Origin of the sequence: Pantoea conspicua (assembly GCF_002095315.1) — a bacterium.
In the GTDB taxonomy this organism is placed as follows: Bacteria; Pseudomonadota; Gammaproteobacteria; order Enterobacterales; family Enterobacteriaceae; genus Pantoea; species Pantoea conspicua.
This window is the reverse complement of record NZ_MLFN01000036.1, coordinates 12,520-26,877: the sequence shown is the minus strand read 5'-3', so window position 1 is coordinate 26,877 and position 14,358 is coordinate 12,520. Positions and strand designations below refer to the sequence as shown.

General features: G+C 58.2%; 12 protein-coding genes and 2 pseudogenes. 5 read left to right on the top strand and 9 right to left on the bottom strand.

Going from position 1 to position 14,358, the window contains the following annotated elements:
* Positions 1-176: 176 nt before the first annotated feature.
* Together HA41_RS13080 and HA41_RS13075 are read left to right on the top strand one after the other, a co-directional pair.
* A pseudogene (locus tag HA41_RS13080) lies at positions 177-476 on the top strand (hypothetical protein); the annotation flags it as partial.
* 283 nt (positions 477-759) lie between these two features.
* A complete protein-coding gene (locus tag HA41_RS13075; RefSeq protein WP_094121151.1) occupies positions 760-1,257 on the top strand; it encodes an RcnB family protein in 498 nt (165 codons plus the stop codon).
* Between the two features lie 45 nt (positions 1,258-1,302).
* Here HA41_RS13075 and HA41_RS13070 read toward each other — a convergent pair whose 3' ends face one another.
* From HA41_RS13070 to HA41_RS13055, 4 genes and pseudogenes are all read right to left on the bottom strand, one after another.
* Entirely contained in the window at positions 1,303-2,415 is a 1,113-nt protein-coding gene (locus HA41_RS13070; protein WP_094121150.1) for an NAD(P)/FAD-dependent oxidoreductase, read from the bottom strand.
* A 19-nt stretch (positions 2,416-2,434) separates the two neighbouring features.
* On the bottom strand, positions 2,435-3,190 hold the full coding sequence (locus HA41_RS13065) for an amino acid ABC transporter ATP-binding protein (protein ID WP_094121149.1): 756 nt from the start codon (positions 3,188-3,190) through the stop codon (positions 2,435-2,437).
* Positions 3,183-3,989, bottom strand: coding sequence for an amino acid ABC transporter permease (locus tag HA41_RS13060; RefSeq protein ID WP_094121148.1), 807 nt, complete (start codon positions 3,987-3,989; stop codon positions 3,183-3,185). The genes HA41_RS13065 and HA41_RS13060 overlap by 8 nt, the downstream gene beginning before the upstream one ends.
* A 61-nt stretch (positions 3,990-4,050) precedes the next feature.
* Positions 4,051-4,876 (bottom strand): annotated as a pseudogene (locus HA41_RS13055) (ABC transporter substrate-binding protein).
* A 191-nt stretch (positions 4,877-5,067) separates the two neighbouring features.
* Here HA41_RS13055 and HA41_RS13050 point away from each other — a divergent pair.
* Positions 5,068-6,144 (top strand): LacI family DNA-binding transcriptional regulator, encoded by a 1,077-nt coding sequence (locus HA41_RS13050; protein ID WP_094121147.1) that lies wholly within the window; start codon positions 5,068-5,070, stop codon positions 6,142-6,144.
* Positions 6,145-6,151: 7 nt separating this feature from the next.
* On the opposite strand, the gene pdxR is transcribed toward HA41_RS13050, so the two are convergent.
* Positions 6,152-7,600 carry a MocR-like pyridoxine biosynthesis transcription factor PdxR gene (gene pdxR / locus HA41_RS13045; RefSeq protein WP_094121146.1) on the bottom strand — a complete coding sequence of 483 codons (1,449 nt, stop codon included), beginning with the start codon at positions 7,598-7,600 and terminating at the stop codon, positions 6,152-6,154.
* A 100-nt stretch (positions 7,601-7,700) separates the two neighbouring features.
* Between pdxR and HA41_RS13040 the strand changes: the two genes are divergently transcribed.
* The gene (locus HA41_RS13040) at positions 7,701-8,414 is read left to right on the top strand and encodes a GNAT family N-acetyltransferase (RefSeq protein ID WP_094121145.1); all 714 of its coding nucleotides are present in this window, start codon (positions 7,701-7,703) and stop codon (positions 8,412-8,414) included.
* Between the two features lie 15 nt (positions 8,415-8,429).
* On the opposite strand, the gene HA41_RS21400 is transcribed toward HA41_RS13040, so the two are convergent.
* The 3 genes from HA41_RS21400 to HA41_RS13025 form a co-directional block, all read right to left on the bottom strand.
* The gene (locus tag HA41_RS21400) at positions 8,430-9,089 is read right to left on the bottom strand and encodes a hypothetical protein (protein ID WP_244175122.1); all 660 of its coding nucleotides are present in this window, start codon (positions 9,087-9,089) and stop codon (positions 8,430-8,432) included.
* A 218-nt stretch (positions 9,090-9,307) separates the two neighbouring features.
* Positions 9,308-11,599, bottom strand: a complete 2,292-nt coding sequence (opgB, locus tag HA41_RS13030; RefSeq protein WP_094121144.1) for a phosphatidylglycerol--membrane-oligosaccharide glycerophosphotransferase — start codon at positions 11,597-11,599, stop codon at positions 9,308-9,310.
* A gap of 220 nt (positions 11,600-11,819) precedes the next feature.
* Positions 11,820-12,209, bottom strand: coding sequence for a tautomerase family protein (locus tag HA41_RS13025; protein WP_094121143.1), 390 nt, complete (start codon positions 12,207-12,209; stop codon positions 11,820-11,822).
* A gap of 112 nt (positions 12,210-12,321) precedes the next feature.
* On the opposite strand from HA41_RS13025, the gene HA41_RS13020 reads away from it, so the two are divergent.
* Complete coding sequence (locus HA41_RS13020) at positions 12,322-13,239, top strand: LysR family transcriptional regulator (RefSeq protein ID WP_094121142.1); 918 nt, start codon at positions 12,322-12,324, stop codon at positions 13,237-13,239.
* Here the strand turns inward: HA41_RS13020 and HA41_RS13015 are convergent.
* Entirely contained in the window at positions 13,216-14,229 is a 1,014-nt protein-coding gene (locus tag HA41_RS13015; protein WP_094121141.1) for a capsular polysaccharide synthesis protein, read from the bottom strand. The two genes, HA41_RS13020 and HA41_RS13015, sit on opposite strands and share 24 nt — an antisense overlap.
* Positions 14,230-14,358: the final 129 nt, after the last annotated feature.

Sequence of the window (14,358 nt, the reverse complement as noted above, 5' to 3'; positions counted from 1 at the left end):
GATACGGCGGCCGTTAATCCGCGTTTAGCGCCACTTTTAACCAGCTGAGGGTGCTATAGCCGCTGGCTGCTTTGTGATAGATTTTGCGCAATATGAAGGTCTGAGAAACGACTGCTAAAATTAATTGACTGATTATTATAATAAAAATGAGAACAGATTTTTTCTCCCGCCGGACAATGGCGTTACGCCGCGGGAGGACAGCGCACGGCCGCAGGCGCAGATCGCTTATCCTGCTGTGGCCTGCCATCACCCTGAGCCTCGCGGATTGCGGCACGCTGTCGCAGACCTCAGCACTGGTCGGCGATCGCGTTTACCTGACTCACACCACCTTCCGTGAAAACGTTGACGACATTGTGCGTCACTACATGCAGCAAAAGCAGGTTCCCGGCATCAGTATTGCGATCATTCATCGTCGCGGCCCGGCACAATTTTACGCCTATGGCGTGACCGATCGGGTAGCGGGGCAGCAAATCACCTGGCAGGTCGGCTACATTGGCGGCTATGCCAGCTTTATCGGCTACGATAGAGCCAATGGTAATGCGATTGTGGTGCTGCAAAATGGAGCAACTATTCAGGCATTGCGTTGTTGGTCGATCTGGCAACTAAGGATAGAGTGGTCGGACAGTAACCGGTGCGCGGTGAAACGAATAGCGTCGTCTTTCCTTACACTTAGCTTTGACGAGAGGGGAACTGTCTCGCTATAAAGATTGTCTTTAGCCTGTCTACTGTCACTAAAATCAATTTAACGTGGAAATCATTATGCGCAGGACTCAACGTGTACTTTTCTCGATGGGATTACTGGTTGGCTCGCTGAGCCTGATCCCTGCTGTGCAGGCCGCCGGTGAAGCAACGGATACCGTTCCGCCGCCGCCTCAGATTCAGCCCGCCAATCCTGCAACGCAGCCCGATGCTGCTAACGCTCAGCCGGATGCCGGTGCCGCGCAGACGCAGGTGCCGTCCAGCTCACAATCGAATGATGGCATTACACCGACCACGCCGTCGCCGTCCAATGGCGGACAACCGAACTACGATCTCAGCACCATCATCATCGACTACAAAGAGTACAAAGTCGGCGACACGGTGCCAGAAAAATACACCGATAAAACTTACACCATCGTTGAGTGGCAAAAACGTAATCTGCCTGCGCCGCAGGAGAATACTCACTGGGCCTACATCAACGCCAATTACATCCTGATCACCAATGACACCGGTAAAATTGTTATGGGGAAATCGGGCGATATCTTCTTCCGCGGTTAAAAACAGCGGATAAAAAATCAGCCGGTCATTGCGACCGGCTTTTTTTTAGCGGAAACGTTCTGCGCCAAAACTGGCCAGCATCGGATGTTTTTCTCCGCTGACGATTTCATCTGCCAGCAGTTCTCCGACGATCAATGCCAGCGTGGCACCGGAGTGGCTGAACGCCACGTAACAGCCCGGCACCTGCTGTAACTCACCCAGCACCGGATCGCCATCGCCCGGAATCGGCTTGAGACCGATCTTCCAGCTTTCTGCTTTGAGCGGCTGATCGCCACGTAACAACCGGCTCGCTTCCTGCGCCAGCTGCGCCACGATCTCTTCGTCAATCTGGTATTCCCCGCCGGTCAGCGGCTGGATATCCGCCTCATACCAGTCGTGGTCGATCGCATAACGGTTACCGGGGTTGGGGCGAACGGCAGCGCGCGGCGTGTTCAGCACCGCTTTCAGCTGATGCGGCGAGGGTTCGGTGAGCACCAGCATCGAAACCGGCGAACCGTTGGGGATAGTGACACCCAGCGGTGCCACCACCTCCGGCGTCCAGGGACCGCAGGCGACCAGTACCGCATCGGCGCGTAGCTCGCCTTTGTCACTGATGATGCCGCAGGCCCGGCCCCGATCGGTGATCACGCGTGCTTTACCGGCATGTTCGATAACTTCTCCGCCCAGCGCGCGCAACTGATTGACCAGATACTCCACCAGATGCGGCAGGCTGACCCAACCTTCACCTGGATTAAATATCGCCTGTGGCGGCAGCGCATCGGGATCGACCGCGGCATCCGCCTGTGCCACGTTTTCCGCCGTAATCAGCTGTGAATCGTAGCCGTGGGCTTTCTCATAGGCATGACGCGCCTGGGTGCCGGCCACGTCGTTATCGGACCAGCAGATCCCGCCGTCAAACCGCAGCCAGTCGAGCGTGGGGTGGCGGGCAAACAGGGTACGATAACGATCGATACCCGCCATGCGCAGCGCATGATACGGCTGCGACCGCTCGCCCGCGGAGTTGAGCCACGACAGCGAACGGCCCGAGGCACCGGAGCAGAGCGCGCCTTCAGTCACCAGCGTCACCGCCGCGCCGCGCTTTGCCAGCTCCAGCGCCGTTGAGACACCCAGCACGCCACCACCCAGCACCACCACTTTCATTTCAGTTTTTACCGCCATTATCAGGTTCCTTACTCAGTTACAGCACTTCAGAGAGAAAACGTTGCAGGCGCGGCGACTGCGGCGCATCGAAAAGGGCAGAGGGCGGTCCGGCTTCGACAATCTCCCCTTCGTCCATAAACACCACCTGATCCGCCACTTTGCGTGCAAAGCCCATTTCATGCGTCACCACCACCATCGTCATGCCGCGCCGACAGAGATCGGCCATCAGCGTCAGCACGCCTTTCACCAGTTCCGGATCGAGCGCCGAGGTCGCCTCATCAAACAGCATCACCTCCGGGTCCATCGCCAGCGCGCGGGCAATCGCCACCCGCTGCTGCTGACCGCCGGAGAGATCGCGAGGCCGATGGTCGGCGCGCGGACCCAGGCCGACCTCTTCCAGCCGCTGACGGGCAATTGCCATCGCCTGCGCTTTGGGCAGGCCTTTAACCCGCCACGGAGCCAGCGCCACGTTCTCCAGCGCGCTGTGATCGGGAAACAGATTGAAGTGCTGAAACACCATGCCGATCCGCAGCCGGAGCGCGTCAGGTTTGTCGCGCAGCACCGATCGATCGGCCAGCAGCACATCACCCGATTTCGGTTCATGCAGTCGGTTGATGCCGCGCAGCAGGGTCGATTTGCCCGAGCCGGATGGCCCGATAATGCAGGTGGTGCTGCCGGGGGCGACCCGCAGCGAGACGTTACGCAGCACCTCAATCGGGCCATAGGCCAGCGTCAGATCGCGCAGCTCAAGGCTGGCGCCGTGCCAGTTGGCTGTCGCAGCAGGGTTAGTCATGGTTGCCTCCGGTCAGCGGGTGAGTGGCCAGTGCGCCGTTGGGCTGCCTGACTTCCTCCACCTCTTTTAAGCCACTTTGCGGCGCGGTCAGACGACGGCGGCCGGTGCGGTAACGCACATCCACGTAGTTGACCATGTGCGTCAGCGGCACGGTGATGATCAGATAGAACAGCCCGGCCAGCATCAGCGGCGACAGATTGCCGGTCAGCACTGCCGCATCCTGGCCGACGCGAAACAGCTCGCGCTGCTGAGTCATCAGTCCCAGCAGGTAGACCAGCGAAGAGTCTTTGATGATAGCGATGAACTGATTGACGATGGCGGGCAGCACCCGGCGGATCCCCTGCGGGATCACTACCAGCCGCATCGCCCGGCCATAGCTCATCCCCAGTGCGCGACAGGCTTCCATCTGGCCGCGTTCGACGCTCTGAATACCGGCGCGAAAAATCTCGCCCATGTAGGCGCTGGCGATCAGGCTGAGGGCGAAGATCCCCAGAGGATAGGGCGTCGGGCCGAACAGCTGATAGCTGAACCGCGCCAGACCCTGACCAATCAGCAGAATAGTCAGAATCGACGGCAGACCGCGAAACAGATCGGTATAAAGCCGGGCGGGCAGGCGCAGCCAGCGCGAGGGCGAAATGCCCATCAGCGCCAGCAGCAGGCCAAACAGCGTGCCAAGCAGGGTGGCCGCCAGCGAGATAATCACCGTATTCACCAGCCCGGTGGTCAGCATCTGCGGCAGCACTTCCCTCATTGAGGAAAAATCAAAGAAGGTGCGGGAAAGAATGGTGAGCAAGTCCATCGCCGTCTCCATGCAGTGCGGGGTATTCCCCGGTTAACTCAGGACGCGAACGTCCGCCGCTTTACTGACCGCCAGGCAGATACTGTTTGGGCATTGGCGAGCCGGGGAACCACTTCTGGTAGAGCCGCTGCCAGGTACCGTCCTGCATCGCCGCTTTAATGGCGCTATCCAGTGCGGTCTTGAAGGCGGGCTTGCCTTTGGCGATGGCGATACCGGCCGGGGCGTCAAACGAGGGGATATCGGCGGCAGAGACCAGCTTAAAGCGGTCGGCGTAGCTTTTGGCGGCCTCATAGTCGAGGAAGATGGCGTCGAGCGTGCCGTTGTTGAGTGCCGAGACTGCGCTGTTGTTATCCGGGAAGCGCACGATGTCGGTCTGGGTGAAGTGTTCGACCGCATAGTTCTCCTGCAGCGTGCCCTGAACCACCCCGAGCCGCCGCTTTGTCAGGCTGGCGACATTCTTCACGCCGCTGTCGCTGCGGGTCAGCACGGTGAGAAAGCCCGCCAGATAGCCGGTGGAGAAGTCGACGGTTTTTTCACGTGCCGGGGTGATACCGATCGCCGCGACCGCCGCATCATACTGACCATTGGCGACCGCCGGCATGATGGCGGAGAAGTCCTGACCAATAAAATCGACCTTATCGATCCCCATGCGATGGGCGACATTTTTTGAAAAATTCGACGTCAAAGCCGGTGAACTGACCGCTGGCATCGGTGAAGGTATAGGGTTTAGAGTCGCCAACGCTGGCGACGCGTAACTGACCGGGTTCGATCAGGCCATAGGGATTGTCATTGCTGGCAGCCAGCGTAGAGAACGAAAGTGCACAGAGTGTGAGCAGAGTGCCGAACAGGGTGCCGGGCCGTTTGCCCGGCGTGGTTTGCGATTTCATAGCTCATCCGTTTTGCAGGTTTAAACATCAGAGACTGTTGAGCCGGTAATTATTTGAGACCGGTCTCAACGCAGGGGACACCTTAGGGACGCGGACGTTGTGAGACCGGTCTCAAAGGGTTACAATGAGTTTAAGCACAGCCTTTTTTCGGCGTCAATCTTCCTGTCATCAACCTGTGATTCAAAATAATTATGACCAGCCAGAAATTACGATCTAAAGCACCTACCGTGGCAGATGTGGCGCGCGCGGCAAAGGTTTCCAAGGCCCAGGCGGCACGTGCGCTTGGTGGCTATGGCGCGGTCAGTGATGAGGTGCAGGCGCGGGTAAACAGTGCTGCTGCCGCGCTGGGTTACCGGCCGAATGAGCTGGCGCGCAGCATGAATACCGGGCGTTCCAACACCATCGGCGTGATTGTCGGGGATATCGAGAATCCCCACTTCGGCCTTGCCCTGCGCGGCATGGCGGATGTGGCGCGCACCGCCGGTTACCACCTGCTGCTCAGCAACAGCGACGAAAAGCTGCAGGCGGAGCAGGATGCGGTGCGGGTGATGCTGGAGAAGCGGGTCGATGGCATTATCGTCGCTCCCAGCTGTTCAGCGCGCGATCAAAACAGCCATCTGATGCAGGTGCTGGAAGAGGGGAGGGCGTTGAAATTGTTCGATCGCGCAGTGACCGGGCTGGATGTGGAAGCGATCTGCTGTGAATTCACCGATGTGGCGGCTGACGCCACCCGCCGGCTACTGCAGAACGGCCACCGCCATATCGCTTATGTCACCAGCATGGCGCTGGCTGACGACTATCGTGCGCCGGACGATTTTGGCCTGACGCCGGTTGCCCAGCGCGTCGGTGGCATGATGCAGGCGTTCGTCGCGGCGGGCGTGGAATTTGATCCGTCGCTGGTGAAAGTGAATGCGCTGGATGAAGCGCAAATCGCCCGCATCGTGGCCGAGCTGTGGCAGCGCCCGCAGCCACCCAGCGCGCTGGTGGCCTCTGACAGCGTGGTGGCGATGTGGCTGCTGCGTGAGGTGACACAGCGCGGGCTGCGCATACCTGAAGATCTCTCGTTCGTGATGTATGACAACTTTCCGTGGAGCGAGATCGTGACGCCGCCGCTGACGGTGGTGGCGCAACCGGTATACGAGATGGGCCGTGAAGCGGCACGCCGGTTGATTGCTGAAATACGTGGCGAAGCGGCCGGTCCGATGCCGCGCTTTGATGCCCGGCTGGTAGTGCGCCAGTCCATTGCCGCGCCGGCCAGCGGCAGGTAACAAGCCGCTAACCCGGCCAGCCCAGCAGCCGGCGCAGCTGACGCACCGCCGCGCTGATCTGCGTACTGCTGCTGTTGCCGTAGCCCATCACTAAACCACGCTGCGCCGGTTCAGTCAGATAAAAGGTTGAGAGCGCTGCGGGCGCGTAACCTGCCTGAAGCAGCTGGCGGACAATTGCTATCTCGTCCTGAGCCGCATTGAGCGGCAGCACCAGATGCATCCCGCTGTCGCCGCCCAGTAAGGGGATCGGCTGGCCTGCCGCCTGCTGCAGCTCGCTGCGCAGCAGCGTCTGACGCTGGCGATAGAGGCGGCGCATCTTACTCAGATGCCGGCTGTAGTCGCCGCTGAGAATAAAGCGCGCCAGCGCCTGCTGCTCCAGCGGATTACCGCCGCGCAGCAGCTGATGCAACGCCGGTCGCAGATTGCTGACCAGCGGCGCGGGCAGCACCATAAAACCGATACGCAGGGCAGGAAACAGCGTCTTGCTGAAGGATCCGAGATAGATCACCGGCGCATTATCGGTCATCCCCTGCATAGCGGTAATCGGCTCGCCGTGGTGCCGGAAATCGCCGTCATAATCATCTTCGATAATCCACGCCTGCTGCTGCCGTGCAGCCGCAATCAGCGCCAGCCGCCGGGCTGCGCTCATCACCGCGCCAGTGGGATACTGATGGGTCGGTGTGGTGTAGATCAGGCGCGGCGGCGTCTGTTGCCAGTGTTGCGGCTGCGGCGCCAGCCCCTGCTGATCGATCGGGATCGGAACCAGCCGCAGATCGCCAGCCTGCATCGCCGTTCTGGCCCCGCGATAGCCCGGATCTTCAACCCAGCCATAATCGCCCGGATCGCTCAGCAGGGTGACACACAGCGTCAGCGCCTGCTGTGCCCCTTCGGTAATCACAATTTGTCCGGCGTCACATCGTACGCCGCGCGTGATGCGTAACTGCTGCGCCAGCGCGGCGCGCAGTTCGGGGTCACCCAGCGGATCGCCATAACCCAGCTGGCGCGGTGGCGTGTGGTTCAGTACATGATTCAGTGCCCGACGCCAGGCGGTCAGCGGGAAATGGTTCAGTGCCGGGATGCCGGGACGTAGCGGCAGTGTGCCGGTGTCGAAACGCTGGCTGAGCTGCAGGGCAGCAAGCCGTTTTGCCAGCGGCCAGTGGGCTAATCCGTTGTCATCCGGCCGGGCCGTCGGTAACGCCAGCAGGCTGACACGGCTGCCCTGCCGATCGCTCATCAGATAGCCTTCCGCCTGCAGTTGCGTCCAGACGTTAAGCACCGTATTACGTGAAACCTGTAGCTCAGCGGCCAGCTGTCGGGTGGCGGGTAACAGTGCGCCAGCCGCCAGCTGGCCCCGTAAAATGCCCTGCTTTATCCGCTGATAGAGCTGCTGTTGCAGCGTGGTGCCAGCGGCTGGCGTTAACGGTGCCAGCAACAACGGATGGCTCTCTGGTTTCATCACCTGCTCCTGTGGATCTATCATTTTCAAACATTGTGGTACTTTTTAACCCACCAGGATAGTGGCAATCTGCAGACATCAACGGAAGCCAGGAGGCGATATGTCACAACACACTAATCAGTATGGTCAGCCAGTCGGGCATCCATTGCCGGACTGGCAACCACGTCCTTTCCCCCAGCCGCAGGTTTTCAGCGGCGAGGTGTGCCGCCTTGAACCCTTCAGCGTGGCGCGTCATGGTGAGGCGCTGTTCGAAGCCTACGCAGCGGCGGATGATGGCCGCGACTGGACCTATATGTTTGTCGGGCCGTTTGATGACCGGCAGGCGTGGCAGGATCACGCGGCGCAGCTGGAGGCCAGTCGCGATCCACTGCACTTTGCGGTGATCGATCTTGCGACCGGGCAGGCGGCAGGCAGCCTGGCGTTGATGCGGATTCAGCCGGAGCATGGGGTAATCGAAGTCGGGCATGTGGCGTTTTCACCGCAGCTGAAGCGGACCCGAATGGCAACAGAAGCCCATTACCTGCTGATGCATTACGCCTTTGAGACGCTGGGTTATCGTCGCTATGAGTGGAAATGCGATAGCTGCAATGCGCCGTCACGCCGGGCGGCAGAACGTCTTGGTTTCCGGCACGAAGGTGTTTTTCGCCAGGCGGTTGTTTACAAAGGCCGCAGTCGCGATACCCGCTGGTTGTCGATTATTGACGGCGAATGGCCGCAGGTGAAAAAGGGCCTGCAGCGCTGGCTGGCCAGCGACAACTTTACTGCCGGGGGTCAGCAGCGCGAGAAGCTGGAAACATTGCGCGAGCGGCCCTGACCGGTTGCCAGATAGTCAGATAAACAGGGTCTTAATGGCCGCCACCAGCAGGGTGGTGGTCATCACCATAAACAGTCGTTTAATCCAGCGCATGTCGTTTTTAACGGTCACCATTTCATCCCTGAGCGTCTCTGTCGTCCGGGCCAGGCTGATGAGGCCTGCATCCAGTTTATCGACTTTGACTTCAAGCTGATTAAGCCGGATGCCCAGCTTATCGACCTTCCTTTCAACGTGCCCGAGACGCTCATCGATCTGGTCGACTTTACGTTCGACCTGCCCGAGACGCTTATCAAGCTGATCGACTTTACGTTCGACCTGCCCGAGACGCTCATCGATCTGACCGACTTTGCGCTCAACCTGGCCGAGACGTTCATCGACCTGATCGACTTTGCGTTCAATCTGACCGAGGCGCTTATCCATCTGATCGATTTTTTTCTCAACCTGGCCAACGCGCTCATCCAGCTGAACAACTTTTTTTTCAACGTTGCCGGTGCGCGTATCCACCTGATCAACTTTGCGTTCAACCCGGCTGAGTTGTTTATCATTCTGCTCGCCCGGCTTCCCTTGCTGCAACTCCGTAAAGATCTCCACCATCACCTCCGCCTGCTGGTCGTCGATCCCTGCCCGCTGCAGGGCTTTGAAGGCTTTGTGGGTATTCATCATAGCGCGGGTCATGGTTGCCTCTCCTTCGGCAATACGGTGATAGCGGCATGATGACAGGTCCAGCAAAGGGCGCCACAAAGCGGGTGTTATTTTGCGCGCCTTGCATGAAAATATCAATTAGTTCAACAAGTAACGTGAATTGGGTTGCGAGCGATCTCGCAAACTTTTACGTTGAGGGCGGGATGATCTCCGCTGCGTGACGCCGCAGCGGAGATCAGAAAAAGCAGAGGCTACGACTGCGGCACGATCCTGATTTCCACCATGCCAATACCCAGTTTGCGCGGGTCCTGACCGGTAATGTTGCCGATATTACTCAGCTGCGGCTCCGGCGGCGCAATGATCAGCTCATGCGTGGCGGTCGGGTTGTCAAAATGCAGCGTATGGGTCGACAAGGTTTCACCCAGCGACAACAGCTGCTGCTGATCCCCGACCCGCACCGGGATCTGGCGATGGGCATTAGCCCCGTAGGCGCGCGCGGTAATCACCAGGTCAAACTTCGCGGGTAACGGGTCGACGTACTCAATCTTCACTTCCGGTGCCAGATTGGCGTTGGACCAGCGGCCCCAGCTTTCCGGGCGCGAGATGCCGCTAAAACGTTTGATGCTCTGTGGTGCACCCGGCACGTCGAGCCTGAAGCTGTCGGCGCTGTAACGAATGTCATTATCCTCGATGCGGATCTGCGCCAGATTACGCTGATAAGCCGCATCGCTGGTGGCTGCGGTCGGGAATTTCACTTTGCCTTTCCACTGTGGCTGATCGATAAGCGTCACCGTGGGTGTTGCGCCAAGCTGGCCCATGGCCACACAAAAATCACCTGACAGCGCCAGCGACGGCTGCCACAGGCGCGCCATTTTGAAACAGCGATCGACCCAGAGAAACTTATCAGTCGAGGTGAAATCGGCCAGCTGATAGCGCAGCGGCGCTGAATATTCGCCTTCCGGCATCGGCTCCACGTGCTTATCGCTGATGCGGAACAGGATCGGTAATTTAAAGGTGGTGCCCGAGAAGCTGAAGGTATTCTTCGTCTGATCAACGGTAAAGCTGTCCATCATCTTCGGGAAATTCCACAGCTGGATAATGTCGGGCTTCCAGCTCACCACTTTGGTTTTCATCTCTTCAAACTGGGTCGAGAGCGAGATACTGCTCAGGCTGCTGCGCCCCAGGCCAATCGCGTTATCGCCACCGAGAATATCCAGCAGCGTCGCGCCGTTATCCAGCGTACTGCGGCGCGCATCAATCACTTCCGCCTGCGGTTTATCGCCGCGGATCACCATAAAGAGATCGTGGCGCGGCTGCTTAATCAGGTACTGATGGGCGGTGTTATTCATCGCCAGGTGGTCGGAGGTGACCACAATCACCGTCTGTTTAAACCACGGCGAGGCTTTGATCCGCTCAATCAGCCGCGCGATGTGCTCCTGCGAACAGGCGACCGCGCTAAATGACTGGTTCGGTTTACCCTCAAAGCTGTAGCTCTTGCGTTCACAACTACGGGAGATAAAGCCGTCGGGATGATGGGTATCGACCGTCAGGGTGAACAGCGCAAAAGGTTTATTGGATTGTGACAGTTCCTGATACTTTTCAAACACCTCATCCATTACCGTATCGTCGTAGTAACCCCAGTTATTGCGATAGGTCGGATCGGCAACGCGGCTTTTCAGCTCCTGCGCGCCATACAGGTTGGCCGGATCGAAGCCGTGCGATTTCAGGAACACATCTTTACCGGCGAAACGCAGGTCAGCGCCCTGAATAAACCAGTTCTGATAACCGGAATTTTTCAGGATGTCACCCAGGCAGACGTTCTGCGGGTAGAAGCTGGAGAGCGAGGCTGAGGCATTGCCGTCAAACGGCGCAAACAGCGGAATGCCGCACATTGAGGCAACCATACCCGCGATGGTGTAGTCGGTGCCTGGCAGCTGCTCGGTCTGGCTGAAATCGATACTCTGCTCTTTCAGGCGGCTGAGTTCCGGTGCCAGGCCGGGAAAGGCGTGCTGGTCAAAATAGGTGCGTTCCAGACTTTCGCCGTAGATATAGACCACGTTGAGGTGAGGCTGCGCAATGCGGTTACGCGGCACTCTATAAAAGGCGTCAAAATCGGAATCAGCCAGCTGGGTATGCGACACGATCAGCGACGTTACCTGACGAAACGCAGGCGTGGTCTGCACTGAACCCAGCGCGCAGGCGACCGCCAGCAGCGACCAGCCGATATGATGCGGCCGTTCACGCCGTCGCAATATCCACGACAGCAGGCAGAACAGCAAAAACAGCACGATGATCAGCCCGATGCCGGGCACCACGTATTTACTGACGCCCGCACCGGTCAGGCTGTTGGTCAGGGTATAGAGCACCGCATCATTGATGCCATCGCCGGTGAAATAGTTGCTGGCATAGAGCGTCGCATTCAGCACCACAAACAACACCAGCAGGATTAACACCACGAAGAACCAAAATTTGTTACGCCCGGCTTTACAGGAATAGATAGCAATGGCGGCCAGAAACAGCCCAAGTGACGCTAATTCGGACAACGGCAAATCCTCTCTTGATATGAGTACGCGGCACTTCAGAATTGCCGGCCACCTTCGGGGGGATGGTTTTTCGACAATCTATATTGGCTGTAATCCGGCTGCAACATATCCAGCCAGATTTGTGCGGTGAGGATCATATTGGTGAAAGCGGGTATCAGAGGGGGATCAGCCCTGACGGCGGCTGGCGCGCACCGTCAGTGAAGCAAAGTGGACCGCAATTTCAGAGTTTGCCGTTCAGGTATTGTGCTTCGCCATCGGCAAAGCTCCAGTCGCCTTTGTCATTGGTAATAAAGCTGATCATCAAATCGTTGCCCTGTACGCCGCAGTTCTCCCGCAGTTCACGCGCCAGTTCGGCCATAAAATACTGTTTCTGTTCGCTGCTGCGCGGGCTGGTGTAGACCCGCACCATCACCAGATTATCGCTGCGGCTGAATCCCAGCCCGGTATCCTGAAACACCATCTGATACCGCTTGTTTTCCTGAATAATCTGGTAGCGATCGCGCTCAGGCACCTGAAAAGCGGTGAGTACGGCACGGTGTGCCGCATCCAGCAGCGTGCGCAGTTCTGATTCTGAACGACCCTGAATAACATCAAATTGCAGCAGTGGCATTGGCGGTTCCTCGCGGTAAAAAAGCGTGTCTGTTACGACTATAGTGACCCCTTTATCTGCCGTGAAAAAGCGCGTAGCCTGAACTGATTATTCATTATATTGAACAATGTAAATGAAAGAGATGAAGACCGATACGCTATGGGATCATCTGCACTGGCTGACGGTGCTGGCGGAGCAGGGCAGTTTTACCCGTGCCGCAGAGCGTCTCGACGTTAGCAAAGCGGCGATGAGTCAGAAAATCAAAGAGCTGGAGCAGATGGCGGGCGTATTGCTGGTTCAGCGCACCACCCGCAGCATGCGGCTGACCTCAGCGGGTGAAAAGCTGGTGGAGGAGCTGCGCGAACCGTTTGCCCGCATCGAACAGAGCTTTTTCAGCGTGCGTGATACCGCCGGTCCGGTGCGTGGTCTGGTGCGGGTCACCGCGCCGGTAGCCTTTGCCCGTCAGCAGCTGGTGCCGCTTATTGGCGAGTTTCTGCATGACTATCCGCAGGTTCGCCTGCAGCTGGACGTCACTGACCGTATTGTGTCGCTGAGCAGTGAAGGGTTTGATCTGGCGATACGCCACAGTGACAGGCTGCCAGAAACCCACGTGGCACTGCCGCTGTGTGATACACGTACGCTACTGGTGGCCTCACCGGCCTATCTGGCTGCGCACGGGCTGCCGGTTATGCCACAGGATCTGGCCCGGCATAACTGCCTGTACTATCCACGCGGGGTGGAAGCGCCACGCTGGAGCTTTGTGAGCGGCGGCGGTGATGAACGGATTCAGGTGCAGATTCAGGGCTGTTTTGCCACCAATAACAGTGAGTCGATCCGTGATGCGGCGCTGCAGGGTTTAGGCATTGCGATGCTGCCCGACTTCAGCGCCAGGGCGGCGCTGGCGGACGGTGCACTGCAACAGGTGCTGCCAGAATGGCAGGCGGTCGAGGCGTTCGCCGCCCGCCTGTGGATTGTGCGGCCCTGGGCGGCACAGGTGCCACGTGCCGTCACCACCTTTACCCACTGGTTACGCGCGCGCTTTGACGGTTAGCGGCAGTGCCAGCGTCGGTGCGGTCTGCTGCATCATCTCACCCATCAGGCTGCGGCGATTATACAATCCCAGCCGCAGATTAAAGTCGAGATGCAGCCGCTCGTTCCCGGTTAATTTAATGATCGGCGGTGGTGATTGCGGCCGTTGCTGAAACAGCACGGAATGGGCGAAGGCGCTGCTGCTGTCGGCGTGAAGGCGCTGGTAAAAGTAAGCATTGGCTTCCCCTTTACGCAGATAGAGATTGGCGCGACGGTATTCGCGCATCGCCACCTGCTGTGCCAGCGACAGCAACTGACGCGATGGATTATCCATATTCTGCACAATCATCGGGAAATCATCGCGCTTTTTCAGATCCTGAAAATAGTTCTGGATGCCGACATTTTTAACCGGCGCCAGCTGCTTCAGCCACTCGCGGATAAACAGGTTTTGTGGCGCCGCGGCGACAAACCAGCTTTCAATCACCGGCGCGAGAAAGTTCAGGGTCCATTGTTCGCGGTAATAGCCGATCACATCCATCGATCGCTCCTGGTGAACACGATGCACCCAGGCAAGATCTTCAAACAGCAGGGTACTGCAATCAATGCCGATGCCGCCGTAGCGGTGAATCAGTTCAAGACGAATAATTTCACTTTTATGGGCCAGCGTCAGATCGGCAGTGATAAAGTCGAGATCGGGCAGCCATTGCGACAGGGTATGCCGGGTAATCAGATAAACCTGGTGATCGGGATTATCCCGACGGATTTTACTGATGTTCAGCGCCATTGAGGTGGGCAGCTGATCGTTATGCCAGTACATCCAGACAATCTTCGGAATCTCCGGCAGGCTTTTCTGCTGCGATATCAGCACCACATTCTCTTCCTGCTCCGGATCATATTCCGGTGCGCTAAAGAGGCCGTGTCGCTTTTTATTCCATAACATCTGACTACTGAATGATATTCTTTTCCAGTTGCGCCAGATCTTATGCGCAGGGCGTTGGCGATGTAAACTCATGGTGCACCTGTTGTTTTTATTTTCCCGTCATATTGCAGAAAGCGCGCCCGATAATTAATGACATAGCGGGGCGTTGCAGCCTGGCTGCAGTTTCAATGAGTGCGGGAATTATTAAAGGGTTTCCCTGAT

Coding starts and splice junctions, on each gene's coding strand:
- HA41_RS13070 (WP_094121150.1), bottom strand. CDS start 2,415: ATGGCGGTAAAAACTGAAATGAAAGTGGTGGTGCTGGGTGGTGGCGTG.
- HA41_RS13050 (WP_094121147.1), top strand. CDS start 5,068: ATGACCAGCCAGAAATTACGATCTAAAGCACCTACCGTGGCAGATGTG.
- HA41_RS13060 (WP_094121148.1), bottom strand. CDS start 3,989: ATGGACTTGCTCACCATTCTTTCCCGCACCTTCTTTGATTTTTCCTCA.
- pdxR (WP_094121146.1), bottom strand. CDS start 7,600: ATGAAACCAGAGAGCCATCCGTTGTTGCTGGCACCGTTAACGCCAGCC.
- HA41_RS13020 (WP_094121142.1), top strand. CDS start 12,322: ATGAAAGAGATGAAGACCGATACGCTATGGGATCATCTGCACTGGCTG.
- HA41_RS13025 (WP_094121143.1), bottom strand. CDS start 12,209: ATGCCACTGCTGCAATTTGATGTTATTCAGGGTCGTTCAGAATCAGAA.
- HA41_RS13075 (WP_094121151.1), top strand. CDS start 760: ATGCGCAGGACTCAACGTGTACTTTTCTCGATGGGATTACTGGTTGGC.
- HA41_RS13065 (WP_094121149.1), bottom strand. CDS start 3,190: ATGACTAACCCTGCTGCGACAGCCAACTGGCACGGCGCCAGCCTTGAG.
- HA41_RS21400 (WP_244175122.1), bottom strand. CDS start 9,089: ATGACCCGCGCTATGATGAATACCCACAAAGCCTTCAAAGCCCTGCAG.
- HA41_RS13015 (WP_094121141.1), bottom strand. CDS start 14,229: ATGAGTTTACATCGCCAACGCCCTGCGCATAAGATCTGGCGCAACTGG.
- HA41_RS13040 (WP_094121145.1), top strand. CDS start 7,701: ATGTCACAACACACTAATCAGTATGGTCAGCCAGTCGGGCATCCATTG.